Origin of the sequence: Cellulosimicrobium sp. I38E, assembly GCF_001647255.1 — a bacterium.
Lineage (GTDB): Bacteria > Actinomycetota > Actinomycetes > Actinomycetales > Cellulomonadaceae > Cellulosimicrobium > Cellulosimicrobium cellulans_E.
Genome location: NZ_LUAZ01000072.1, coordinates 1 through 12,372, shown reverse-complemented (window position 1 = coordinate 12,372; position 12,372 = coordinate 1). Strand labels below are relative to the sequence as shown.

At 73.0% G+C, this 12,372-nt stretch carries 9 protein-coding genes and 2 tRNA genes; 5 read left to right on the top strand and 6 right to left on the bottom strand.

From position 1 onward, the window contains the following. Positions 1-13: 13 nt before the first annotated feature. The 3 genes from A0J59_RS18640 to A0J59_RS18630 form a co-directional block, all read right to left on the bottom strand. Entirely contained in the window at positions 14-1,477 is a 1,464-nt protein-coding gene (locus A0J59_RS18640; RefSeq protein ID WP_064317095.1) for an MDR family MFS transporter, read from the bottom strand. Positions 1,478-1,606: 129 nt separating this feature from the next. Beyond that, positions 1,607-1,679 (bottom strand) — tRNA-Asn (locus A0J59_RS18635). A gap of 55 nt (positions 1,680-1,734) precedes the next feature. Next, positions 1,735-2,250, bottom strand: a complete 516-nt coding sequence (locus A0J59_RS18630; protein WP_064317094.1) for a hypothetical protein — start codon at positions 2,248-2,250, stop codon at positions 1,735-1,737. A 58-nt stretch (positions 2,251-2,308) separates the two neighbouring features. Between A0J59_RS18630 and A0J59_RS18625 the strand changes: the two genes are divergently transcribed. Both A0J59_RS18625 and A0J59_RS18620 read left to right on the top strand, forming a co-directional pair. Then, positions 2,309-2,385, top strand: a tRNA-Ile gene (locus tag A0J59_RS18625). Positions 2,386-2,461: 76 nt separating this feature from the next. Further along, on the top strand, positions 2,462-2,821 hold the full coding sequence (locus tag A0J59_RS18620) for a DUF488 domain-containing protein (RefSeq protein ID WP_064317093.1): 360 nt from the start codon (positions 2,462-2,464) through the stop codon (positions 2,819-2,821). Here the strand turns inward: A0J59_RS18620 and A0J59_RS18615 are convergent. Next, entirely contained in the window at positions 2,794-3,903 is a 1,110-nt protein-coding gene (locus A0J59_RS18615; RefSeq protein WP_064317092.1) for an acyltransferase, read from the bottom strand. The genes A0J59_RS18620 and A0J59_RS18615 overlap by 28 nt on opposite strands. 140 nt (positions 3,904-4,043) lie before the next feature. Between A0J59_RS18615 and A0J59_RS18610 the strand changes: the two genes are divergently transcribed. From A0J59_RS18610 to A0J59_RS18600, 3 genes are all read left to right on the top strand, one after another. Beyond that, a complete protein-coding gene (locus A0J59_RS18610) occupies positions 4,044-4,850 on the top strand; it encodes a DUF1206 domain-containing protein (protein ID WP_231581809.1) in 807 nt (268 codons plus the stop codon). 68 nt (positions 4,851-4,918) lie between these two features. Beyond that, the gene (gene def, locus A0J59_RS18605; RefSeq protein WP_047233027.1) at positions 4,919-5,404 is read left to right on the top strand and encodes a peptide deformylase; all 486 of its coding nucleotides are present in this window, start codon (positions 4,919-4,921) and stop codon (positions 5,402-5,404) included. A gap of 171 nt (positions 5,405-5,575) precedes the next feature. Further along, positions 5,576-6,076, top strand: a complete 501-nt coding sequence (locus A0J59_RS18600; RefSeq protein ID WP_047233028.1) for a DUF3145 domain-containing protein — start codon at positions 5,576-5,578, stop codon at positions 6,074-6,076. A gap of 89 nt (positions 6,077-6,165) precedes the next feature. Here the strand turns inward: A0J59_RS18600 and A0J59_RS22570 are convergent, their stop codons facing one another. Together A0J59_RS22570 and A0J59_RS18590 are read right to left on the bottom strand one after the other, a co-directional pair. Beyond that, positions 6,166-10,776 carry a choice-of-anchor G family protein gene (locus A0J59_RS22570; protein ID WP_064317091.1) on the bottom strand — a complete coding sequence of 1,537 codons (4,611 nt, stop codon included), beginning with the start codon at positions 10,774-10,776 and terminating at the stop codon, positions 6,166-6,168. Positions 10,777-11,103: 327 nt separating this feature from the next. Further along, positions 11,104-12,348 (bottom strand): beta-ketoacyl synthase, encoded by a 1,245-nt coding sequence (locus tag A0J59_RS18590; RefSeq protein ID WP_047234688.1) that lies wholly within the window; start codon positions 12,346-12,348, stop codon positions 11,104-11,106. Between the last annotated feature and the right edge of the window lie 24 nt (positions 12,349-12,372).

Genomic DNA, 12,372 nt, shown 5'->3' with positions numbered 1-12,372 from the left:
GCCGTCCGGGAGGTCAGGCCGTCGCGTCCGCGTTCGCGGCGGCCGTCGCCGCCCGCCGGTCGCGCGCGGCCTGACGGTCCGGCGGCATGAGGGCCGCGAGGACGACGAGGACCGCTGCGCTCGCGGCGAGCAGGACGAACACGACGTGGATCGCGGCCATGAGGCCCGGGCCCTCGGGCGTGCCGTCGGGGCCGAGCGTCGTGCGGGCGTTGATGATCGCGCCGCAGACCGCGACGCCGACGGCCGAGCCGAGCGACCGCGCGAACATGTTGGTGCCCGTCACGGCGCCGCGCTCCGTGAACGCGGCGGACGATTGGGCGGCGATGAGCGTCGGGACCGCGGTCAGCCCCATCCCGACGCCCACGACGAACGTCGTCGCGGCGACCGCGAAGACCGACGACGACGCGCCGAGCAGGAGCGTGAGCGACGTGCCGGCGAGGACGAGCGTCGACCCGATGACGGCGGTCCAGCGGAAGCCGATCCGCAGGTAGAGGCGCCCGGCGTTCGAGGCGGAGATCGGCCAGCCGACCGTCATCGCCGCGAGCGCGAAGCCCGCCACGAGCGGACCGACGCCGAGGACGCCCTGGGCGTAGATCGGTACGTACGTGGACAGCGCGAGGACGATCACGCCGACGAGGAGCGAGACCGCCGTCGACACCCCGACGACGCGCCGGCGCAGGATCGCGAGGTCGACCACGGGGTAGCGCGTGCGTCGTGCGTGCACCACGAAGACGCCGAGCAGGAGGACCGCGGCGCCGAGGACCGCGAGCGACGCGGGGGAGGCCCACGCCCACGTGGACCCGCCCTCGAGCAGCCCCAGCAGCAGCAGCGTGCTGCCGGCGGTGAGGAGCGCGGCGCCGACGTAGTCGATGGGCTCGCGCGCTCCCTCGCGCGGCGACTCGTGGTACCGGCGGTGCAGCATCCACGCGGCCAGCGCGCACAGCGGCACGTTGACGAAGAAGATCCAGCGCCAGCTCACGAACTCCGAGAACACGCCGCCGAGCGTCGGGCCGACGACGGACGAGATCGCCCATACGGACGCGAGGTAGCCCTGCGCCTTCGCGCGCTCCTCGAGCGTGTAGATGTCCGCGGCGATCGTCTGCGAGACGGGCATGACGGCACCGGCCCCGAGGCCCTGGAGCACGCGCCCGGCGACGAGCGCGGGCATCGACCACGCGAACCCGCACAGCACGGACCCGAGGAAGAAGAGGGCGACGCCCGCCAGCATGAGGCGCTTGCGGCCGAGGACGTCGGACAGCCTGCCGAAGACCGGCGTCCCGACCGCCTGGGCGAGCAGGTAGCTCGAGAACAGCCAGGGGAGCTGCGCGAACCCGCCCAGCTCGCGCGCGATCGTCGCCGACGCCGTCGCGATGATCGTCGCGTCCAGCGCGACGAGGGCCGTGGACAGCATGAGGGCGAGGAGGACGGGGCCGCGCTCGGAGCGCAGGCCGATCCCGGTGGGGGACGTCGTGGTCACGACAGACGCAAGCCCCGGGCAACGGTCGAGTATTCCCGGGCGCGTGACTGCGTGGGTCGGATCGGTCGGCCTGGCCGGAGAAACAGGCCGGCCCCGGACCGCTGGGCGATCCGGGGCCGAACCCGTGGGCTCCCGCGGTAGGACTTGAACCTACGACCGTCCGATTAACAGTCGGATGCTCTGCCAGCTGAGCTACGCGGGATCGATCATGGTCGTCGCGGTGTGCACCGCAGCGACCGGGGAAAACTCTAGCAGGCTCAGAGGGGTAGTCCGGACGCCGACCGGACCCTGCCCTCGGCGGCGTCCACGCGGGCCGTCACCTCCGGGTCCGTCAGGTCGACGCCGGGGTCCGCGACGACCTGCGAGAAGAGCTCGCCCTCGCCGTCGCGCCGCACCGCGACCCGGGCGGTGAGCCCTGCGGCGAACGTCACGGTCTCCGACAGGACCACCGAGGACTGCACGCGCTCGCGCAGCGTCTGGGCGAGCGACGTGCGGCGTGCGTCGGCGAGGCGGAGGGCCAGGGGAGCGCCGCCGTCGACCCACGAGACGGTGATCGTGGCGGTCTCCGGCGCGTACCCCGCCCGGTCGACGTCCGACCACGGACGGCGCGCGACGGTCGTGCCCGTCGGGTCGCTCGTGAGGAGCTCGGTGCGCGTCGCGACCGCCCACGAGCCGTCGGTCAGCTCGGCCGAGGCGAGCACGCGGTCGTCCGCCGGGACGTCGAGCGCGCGGCGGACGGGGTCGGGCAGGCTGGGACGGCGGAACCAGGACACGTCCCCACCGTAGCCGCTCCGGGTCGGCCCGCCGGACGGGCGGTATGCTCGCCCGCGCGCCCCGTTAGCTCAGCTGGTCAGAGCAGGAGACTCATAATCTCTCGGTCGCGGGTTCAAGTCCTGCACGGGGCACCACCGGGCTGCTCGTCCACGCCCACGTCCACGTCCCCCTGCGGATGCGGTGGGCGGCACCGCGCGGTGTCATGGCCGCATGACGGTACGGATCAAGCGGGTGTACGAGCCCGTTGACGAGGACGACGGGTTCCGCGTGCTCGTCGACCGGCTGTGGCCGCGCGGTGAGACCAAGGAGAAGGCGCGCGTGGACCTGTGGCTCAAGGACGTCGCGCCGTCGACGGAGCTGCGGCGCTGGTTCCACCACGAGGAGCGGCTGTTCGACGAGTTCGTCGCGCGATACCGGGCCGAGCTCGACGCGAACGGCACGGCCGTGGGAGAGCTGCGGGACGTCGTCGGACAGCATCCCGTCGTGACGCTCGTGTACGGGGCGAAGGACGAGGAGCACAACCAGGCGGTCGTGCTGCGGGACTACCTGGCCGCGACCGGTCCGTCCTGACGCGCCGGGGCGCGGCCCGGGGGGCCGGCGTCGCGTCGGAGGTCGCGATCGAGGGCGCGGCGCAGCCGCGGGCCGAGCGGGCGCTCGACGGCGCGGTGGATCGCCCAGGCGAGCACCAGGCACACGGCGACGGCCACGGTCAGCGTCGCCGCCCGGGACAGGTACGGGTGCACCGACTCGATCACCCACCGCCCCCACGAGGAGTGCACGAGGTAGAGCGGGTACGTCAGGGCGCCGAGCGCGGTGAGCCAGCCCCAGGAGACCCGGGCGAGCGGGGTGAGCGTCGCGGCCGCGACGACGGCGAAGCACAGGACGATCGCGACCCACCACACGGTCGGGGACACGACGACGTCGGTGCTGTTCTCGATGCGGGCCGCCTGGATCCTGCCCGAGACGGCTGCCGCGAGCACCACGTCGAGCGCGAGCGCCAACCACAGGACCGGCGAGCGGCGCTCCCGCGTGAGGAGGTAGAGCACCATCCCGCCGGCGAAGAGCGGGGCGTCGGGCGCGACGAGGACGGTCGCGACGAGCTCGGAGCCCGCCTGCGTGGCGATCGCCCCCGCGACCGGCCACAGCACGACGAACGCGAGCACCCGCGCGCGGGTGAGCCCGACGGCCACGAGCACGCCGACGAGGACGTAGAACCGCAGCTCGGACCAGAGCGTCCAGTAGACGGCCTCCAGGTCCGGGATCCCGAACGCCCGCTGGACCATGGTGAGGTTGGCCGCGGCCTGGGGGAGGTCGACGTCGCGGCGCCCCGGGATGACCAGGACGAGCAGCAGCAGGGTGAGGATGACCGCCGCCCAGTAGGCGGGGAACAGCCGGCCGGCGCGCGAGGCGATGAAGCCGCGCACGTCGCGACCCCACGCGGTCATGAGGATGACGAACCCGGACACGACGAAGAAGAGCTGGACGCCGAAGGACCCGTAGGCGGCGACGCCCTGTGCGCCCGGCAGGGAGTCGCTCGTCCGCTCGCCCCACGCGTGGTGGTTGACGGCGACGAAGTGGTACACGAGCACCGCCGCAGCGGCCGCGAACCGGAGTCCGTCGAGCACGGCGAGGCGTGGAGTCGTCGAGGGCATTCGGCGCACGTTACCAAACCGTGATCTGAAGAACCTGGGAGTGCGTTTCGACGTGCGTGCGCGGCGCAGTGCTGGCACCGTGTCCGGGCCGGAGAACCCGGCGACGCTGGGGGCGGCGTCCCGACGACCGAGGAGGTCCAGTGGCACCGAGTATCAGCTCGACGGGCAAGGCGGCAGCGCGAGGCGCACGGGGCAGCAGGATGCTCGAGCTCCTGGCACGTGCCGGGTACGCGGTCAGCGGTGTGCTCCACCTCGTGGTGGGCGTCCTCGCGGTCCAGGTGGCGACGGGCTCGGCGTCGAGCGAGCAGGCCGACCAGACCGGCGCTCTCACCGCCATCGCGCAGACGCCGGGCGGGACCGTCCTGCTCTGGTTCTCCGTCGTGGCGTTCGCCGCGCTCGCGCTGTGGCAGCTCACCGTGGCGGTGAGCGGCGCCGCCGAGACGTCCGACCGGCTCAAGGCCGCCGGCAAGGCGGTCCTCTACCTCGCGCTCGGGGTGCTCGCCGTGCAGGTCGTCAACGGGTCGGCGGGCGGCTCCGGCCAGGAGGAGAGCATGACGGCGACGCTCATGCAGAAGCCGGGCGGCGTGCTCCTGGTGGGCGCGGTCGGCGTCGGGATCGTCGCCGGCGGCGTATACCACGTGGTCAAGGGCTGGCGGAAGAAGTTCCTGGAGGACCTCGAGGGCGGCACGGGCGGGAACGTCGGTCGCGCCGTCGTGACGCTCGGCCGGGTCGGCTACATCGCCAAGGGTGTCGCGCTCGGCGTGCTCGGCGCGCTCTTCGTCGTGGCCGCCGTGCAGCACGACCCCGAGCAGGCGGGCGGGCTCGACTCCGCGTTCGCGACCCTCGCGGACCAGCCGTTCGGCGCGGTGCTGCTCGTCGCGGTCGGGCTCGGCTTCGCCGCGTACGGGCTCTACTCCTTCGCCCGCGCCCGGTACGCCCGCATGTGACGCGGCGGACAGGCGCGTCGGCCGTGAGGCCGGCCGCCCGTCCGCGCGCGCATGGAAGAATGGCGCCCATGGCGATGAGAGAGATCCGGACCATCCCGGACCCCGTGCTCCGCACCCCCTGCGACGAGATCACCACCATCGACGACCGCGTGCGCTCGCTCGTCGCGGACCTCGTCGAGACCGTCGACCACGAGGGCCGCGCGGGCCTCGCCGCCAACCAGATCGGCGTGAACCTCCGGGCGTTCTCCTGGAACATCGACGACGAGATCGGGTACGTGCTCAACCCGCGCATCGTCGAGCTCTCCGACGACTACCAGGACGGCGACGAGGGCTGCCTCTCCGTCCCCAACCTCTGGTACCCGACGCGACGCGCCTGGTACGCGCGCGTCGTGGGGACGGACCTCGACGGCAACGAGGTCGTCGTGGAGGGCACCGAGCTCATGGCCCGCTGCCTCCAGCACGAGTGCGACCACCTGGACGGCATGCTCTACCTGGACCGCCTCGACCGCTCCGTGCGCAAGAAGGCGATGCGGGAGCTGCGCGCCCACCTGTGACGACGCGCGTCGCCTGACCGCGGCCGGGCACGCCCGGCGAATCTCTCGCGCGAACGCGCGATGTCGTGCAAGATGGGCACGAGACACGCCGCGACGTACGTGTGACGTGCTGTGACACCACCCTCGGTGAGGACGTTGGGGAAGACGCAACCTCGACCTAGGGAGGCAGACATGGCCGGTGCCATCACCCGCGGTGTTCTTTACGTGCACTCAGCACCGCGTGCTCTGTGCCCGCACATGGAGTGGGCCGCGGGCAACGTCCTCGGCGTGCGCGTGTCGCTCGACTGGACCGAGCAGCCCGCCGCGCGCGGCCTCTACCGGGCCGAGTACTCGTGGCAGGGCCCGCAGGGGACGGGCGCCAAGCTCGCCTCCGCGCTGCGCGGCTGGTCCCACCTGCGCTACGAGGTCACCGAGGAGCCCAGCCACGGCGTCGACGGCGGCCGCTGGTCCCACACGCCCGACCTCGGCATCTTCTACGCCCAGACCGACGTGCACGGCAACATCGTCGTGCCCGAGGACCGTATCCGCGCCGCTCTGGAGCAGGTGAGCGAGCCGTGGGCCATGCGCGACGCCCTGCACCTCGCGCTCGGCAAGGCGTGGGACGACGAGCTCGAGCCGTTCCGCTACGCCGGGGCCGGCGCCCCGGTGCGCTGGCTCCACCGGGTCGGCTGACCGCGCGCGTCCGCCGCGCACGGCACGAACAAAGGGCGCCTGCCGGGATCTCCCGGCAGGCGCCCTCTGTCATGGCGCGCCTAGCGCGCCTAGTCTGCCCGGCGTGCGTGGTGCGCGCGGAGCCGGACGCCGGCGCCCACCGCGACCAGCAGGAGCGCGGCGACCAGGAACAGGCCCAGGTCGTCCGTGCCGGTCCGGGCGAGGTAGTCCGAACCGCTGCCGCCGGTGCTGCTTCCCGAGGTGCCGGAGCCGGAGCCGGAGCCCGAACCGGAACCGCCCGTGCCGTCGTCGTCGCCCGAGGCGGTGAGGTAGACCTCGAACGACGCGACCGTGGAGTCGCCGACGTCGACGCTCGTCGCCGTGCCCGTGTGCGGGCCGACCTCGAAGTCCGCCGGGACGACGAACGTCCAGCTGACCTCGCCGCTCGCGTCGGCGGTCGCCACCGGCAGGATCAGCGGCTCCGAGTTGATGACCGCCTGGACCGCCTCGCCCGGCTCGAAGCCCGACGCGACGAACGTCTGCTCGGCACCGCGCAGCACGCGCGGCGTGACGAACGACGAGACCAGGGCACGGTCGCCCGCGTCGACGACCGTGAGCGGCGCCTCCGCCTCGTTCCCGGCGTCGTCGGACGCGTGCACGGTGTAGTCGCCCGGCGTCGCGTCGTCGGGCACCGTGATCGGGGTGGTGAAGCTCCCCTCGTCGTCGGTCTCCACGTCGACCGTCGCGACGACGTCGCCGTCCTCGTCCACGAGCTCGACCGTGACCGTGGTGCTCGGCGGCCAGCCCTCGCCGGTCACGGTGACCTCGTCGCCAGGGTTCGCCGTGGTCGGGTCGACCGTGACGGTCGGCTCGGACACCCCGACGCCGCCGACGCCGAGCGGGGTCTCCGCCTCGGTCGAGGTCGTGTCGTCGATGCCGACGACGGTGTAGCTGCCGGGGGTGGTGCCGGCGGGGACGGTGATCGGGGTGGTGAAGTTCCCGTCACCGTCGGTGGGGACGTCCTCGACGGTGGCGATGACGGTGCCCGAGCCGTCGCGGATCTCGATGGTGACGGTGGCGTCGGGGGTGTAGCCGGTGCCGTCGACGGTGACTGCGTCGCCGGGGTTCGCGGTGGTCGGGTCGACGGTGATGGTCGGTTCGATCGCTGCTGATTCCACCGTGAGGGGCGTCTCGGCCTCGGTCTCGGTCGTGTCGTCGATGCCGACGACGACGTAGTCACCGGGTGCGGTGTCGACCGGGACGGTGATCGGGGTGGTGAAGCCGCCGTCGCCGTCGGTGGCGACGTCCGTCAGCGTCGCGATGACCGTTCCGGTGGTGTCCCGCACCTCGACCGTGACGGTGGCGTCCGGTGTGTAGCCGGTGCCGGTGACGGTCGTCGGGGTGCCCGCCGGAACCGTGGTCGGGTCGATCGTCACCGCCGGGGTGATGGCGGCTGCCTCGACGGTGAGCGGGGTCTCCGCCTCGGTCGAGGTGGTGTCGTCGATGCCGACGACGGTGTAGCTGCCGGGGGTGGTGCCCGCGGGGACGGTGATCGGGCTGGTGAAGTTCCCGTCACCGTCGGTGGGGACGTCCTCGACGGTGGCGATGACGGTGCCCGAGCCGTCGCGGATCTCGACGGTGACGGTGGCGTCCGGGGTGTAGCCAGTGCCGTCGACCGTGACCTCGTCACCGGGCACGGCCGTCGTCGGGTCCACCGTGACGGTCGGCTCGATGGTAGCCGCCTCGACGGTCAGCGGGGTCTCCGCCTCAGTCGTGGTGGTGTCGTCGATGCCGACGACGGCGTAGTCGCCGGGGGTCGTGTCGACGGGGACGGTGATGGGGGTGGTGAAGCCCCCGTCGCCGTCGGTCGGGACGTCGGTCAGCGTCGTGATGATCGTTCCGGTCGTGTCCCGCACCTCCACGGTCACGGTGGCGTCGGGCGTGTAGCCGGTGCCGGTGACGGTCGTCGGGGTGCCGGCCGGAACCGTGGTCGGGTCGATGGTCACCGCCGGGGTGATGGCGGCTGCCTCGACGGTGAGCGGTGCCTCGGCCTCGGTGGAGGTGGTGTCGTCGATGCCGACGACGGTGTAGTCGCCGGGGGTGGTGCCCGCGGGGACGGTGATCGGGGTGGTGAAGTTCCCGTCTCCGTCGGTCGGGACGTCCTCGACGGTGGCGATCACGGTGCCGGAGCCGTCGCGGATCTCGACGGTGACGGTCGAGTCGGGGGTGTAGCCCGTGCCGTCGATCGTGACCTCGTCGCCGGGGTTCGCGGTGGTCGGGTCGACCGTCACGGAGGGCGTGAGCGCCGCCGCCGTCACGGTGAGAGCCGTCTCGGCCTCGGTGGAGGTGGTGTCGTCGATGCCGACGACGACGTACTCGTCGGGGGCGGTGTCGACGGGGACGGTGAGGGGGGTGGTGAAGTCGCCGTCGCCGTCGGTCGGGACGTCGGTCAGGGTGGTGATGACCGTGCCCTCGCCGTCGCGGATCTCGACCGTGACCGTGGCGTCAGGGGTGTAGCCGGTGCCGGTGACGGTGGTCGGGGTGCCCGCGGGGACGGTGGCCGGGTCGACCGTCACCGCCGGGGTGATCGCTGCGGCCTCGACGGCGAGCGGTGCCTCGGCCTCGGTCGAGGTCGTGTCGTCGATGCCGACGACGGTGTAGTCGCCGGGGGTGGTGCCCGCGGGGACGGTGATCGGGCTGGTGAAGTTCCCGTCGCCGTCGGTCGCGACGTCCTCGACGGTCGCGACGACCGTGCCGCTCTCGTCGCGGATCTCGACGGTGACGGTCGAGTCGGGCGTGTAGCCCGTGCCGTCGACGGTCACGTCGTCGCCGGGGTTCGCGGTGGTCGGGTCGACCGTCACGGAGGGCGTGAGCGCCGCCGCCGTCACGGCGAGAGCGGTCTCGGCCTCGGTGGAGGTCGTGTCGTCGATGCCGACGACGACGTAGTCACCGGGTGCGGTGCCGACCGGGACGGTGATCGGCGTCGTGAAGCCGCCCTCACCGTCGGTGGCAACGTCGGTCAGTGTCGCGACGACCGCTCCGGTCGTGTCCCGGATCTCGACGGTCACGGTGGCGTCGGGCGTGTAGCCCGTGCCGGTGACGCTCGTCGCGGTGCCTGCCGGGACGGTCGTCGGGTCGACGGTCACCGCGGGGGTGATCGCCGCGACCGTCGAGCCGCGGACGGTCGCGGAGGCGAGGTGGAGCTCCGCGAGCCCGGTGCCCGTCCCGACCTCGAGGATCGACAGGGTCAGCGCCCGCTGCGTGAACGTGGCGTCGGCGACGGACGGCTCGGGCTCCTGGACGTTGACGACGAGGCTCACGACCTCCGTGAGGATCTCGAACACCGGCGAGAGCGCGGTGAGGACGGGGCCGGTGACCTGCGACGTGATCGTCCCGGCGAGCGTGCTCACCAGACCGGTCCCCTCGGCGAAGAGCACGGTGTCGAGCGGACCCGCCAGGGCGTTGACGAGGTCGCCCAGCGGGAGCGTGAGCGGCAGGCCCGAGAGCGCGATGGTGATGGTGGCGTCGGCGGGGTCGACCGTCCCGTCGACCACGTCGCCGACGGTCGTGCCGAGGTCGATGCTCAGGTTCAGCAGGTCGGGTGCGAGCGGGATCGGGTTGTCGACCACGGCCTCGACCGTCAGCGTCAGGCTCGCGGCGTGCAGAGCCGTGTCGACCGCCTCGACGAGCGCCGTCGTGAGATCGTCGAGGGCCGCGCTGAGCCCGTCGAGGATCGCGTTGATCGCGGCGTCGTCGAGGACCTCGGTGTTGGGGTCGAACCCGTTGAGCGAGCCGGTGCCGCCGAGGATCGTGTCGAGGTCGACCGTGACGGTCCCGTCGCCGACGTTGACCACGACGCCCTCGTCGCCGAAGTCCTGGTCGAGCACGGGCGCCAGCGCGCTGTCGAGGTCGACGTCGATCGCGACGGTCGGCTCCAGGTCGCCGCCGAGGATCTCGAGGACGTCGGCGAGCGCGCCGATCGAGTTCAGCGCCTGGGCGAGCAGCCCGTCGGTCCCGACGAGCTGGCCGACGGCGCCGTCCACGAGCGGGACGACCTCGTCGTCGACCGCCGTGGCGATGCCGGAGACGGCCGGGCTGTCGAGCGTGAGGGTCGCGCCGGCGATCTGGTAGTCGCCGGTCGGCGCGGCCCCACCGGTCGCCGCCGCCGTCGCTGACAGCGCCCCGAGCGACAGGTCGAGGTCAGCGACGACCGACTCGAAGCCGGGCCCGAGGAGCTGCGTGAGGTTGAGCTGTGCGTCGGACGGGAACTCCTCGCTGCCGCCGACGGAGATCGCGCCCTGGTCCGAGACGGCGCCCGACGCGGCACGTGCGGAGCCGTCGTCGTTCGCCTCGCCGTACTGGTTGACCGCACCGAGCTGAAGGATCCCGTTCGGCCCCAGCAGCTGGAGGGTGCCCGTCAGGTCGATCCCGAGAGACTGGAAGACGGAGGCGGCCAGCGGGTTCGTGACGACGGGGTTCGCCCCCGAGGGGTTCTCGGCCACGGCCCCCTCGAGCGCCGCGATCGTCGCGAGGTCGAGCCCGGCCACGGTGCCGCTGAGGAACTGCCCGCTGCCCTCGGAGTCGTCGGTCGGTGCCGCCGTCGCGGCGATCCCGCCCGCGAACGTCAGCGCGCCGACGACGCTCCCGACGGCCGCGAGCGCCGTCGCCCGCCTCCAGCGGGGTGGTGCCTGGGTGGAGAGATGTCTCGCCGTTCGGGTCACGTGCCTGTCCTTCCGCTCGCCTGCCTCGAGGTCGTGATGTGGCAGGCGCCACATCACGCCCACAGGGTCGGCGACGGGACGGAGGCGTGCTCGACGGGCGACAGGGGGCGCGGGGTGAAACCCGACGAGCGGCAGCAAGGCAGGGGACTGCGTCCGGCTTTGGGCTGGCTTGTCCGGACAAAAGGGATGGGTGAAATCGCAACGATCTGGACGATCGTCCATCTCAGGAGCCGAGACCTCGGCGTCCGGATCGTCCGGCCTCCGACGCACGCGAGCCCCGGGACGACGGCCGCTCGGCCGTCGCCCCGGGGCTCGAGGAAAGGCTGGTCAGACGCTCGCGACCGCGAGCGCGACGTTGTGGCCGCCGAACCCGAACGAGTTGTTCACCGCGACGATGTCGCCCTCCGGCAGCGGAGCCGGGGTGTCGCGCACGAGCGGCACCTGGAGCTCCGGGTCGGGGTTCGCGACGTTGATCGTCGGGGGAGCGAGTCGCTCGGCGACGGCCTTGATGGTGAAGATCGACTCGAGCGCGCCCGCGCCGCCCAGGAGGTGGCCGGTCATCGACTTGGTGGCCGAGAGGAGCACGTGGTCCGTCTCGGAGCCCAGGAGCGAGCGGATCGAACGGGTCTCGGTGAGGTCGCCCACCTTGGTCGAGGTCGCGTGCGCGTTGACGTGCACGACGTCGCGGCCGGTCACGCCGGCCTCCTCGATCGCCCGGCGCATCGCGGCGACCTGGCCACGGCCCTCCGGGTCCGGGGAGGTGATGTGGTACGCGTCGGCGGATAGGCCGACGCCCGCGAGCCGCGCGTACACGCGCGCGCCGCGTGCGGCGGCGTGCTCGGCGCTCTCCAGGACGACGACGCCCGAGCCCTCGCCGATGACGAAGCCGTCGCGGTCGACGTCGTAGGGGCGCGACGCACCCTGCGGGTCGTCGTTGCGCAGCGAGAGCGTGCGCGAGGCGGCGAAGGCCGCGATGGGCATGGGGTGGATCGTCGCCTCGGTGCCGCCCGCGACGACGATGTCCGCCCGGCCCGCGCGGATCATGTCGACGCCGTAGCCGATCGCCTCGGCACCGGACGCGCACGCCGAGACGAGCGCGTGGGCGCCCGCGCGGGCGCCGAGCTCGAGCGACACGTACGCGGTGGGGGAGTTGGGCATGAGCATCGGCACGGTCATCGGGAGCATGCGGCGGGCACCGCGCTCGCGCAGCGTGTCCCAGCCGTCGAGCGTGGTCCAGATGCCGCCGATGCCGGACGACACGACCGTGCCGAGCCGGTCGCCGTCGACCTCGGGGCTGCCCGCGTCGGCCCACGCCTCGCGCGCCGCGATGATGGCGTACTGCGTCGAGGGGTCCATGCGCTTGATCTCGGGTCGCGCCAGGACCTCGGCGGGGTCCACCTTGAGGGTCGCGGCGAAGGTCACCGGGATCTCGTAGCGCTCCGCCCAGTCGTTGTCGAGGGTGCGGGCGCCGGACTCGCCGGCGAGCGCCGCGGCCCAGGTCGAGGGCACGTCGCCGCCGAGCGGCGTGGTGGCGCCGAGGCCGGTGACGACGACTTCAGTAGCGGCGGACATGGTGCTCCTCGGGTGGGGTGAGGC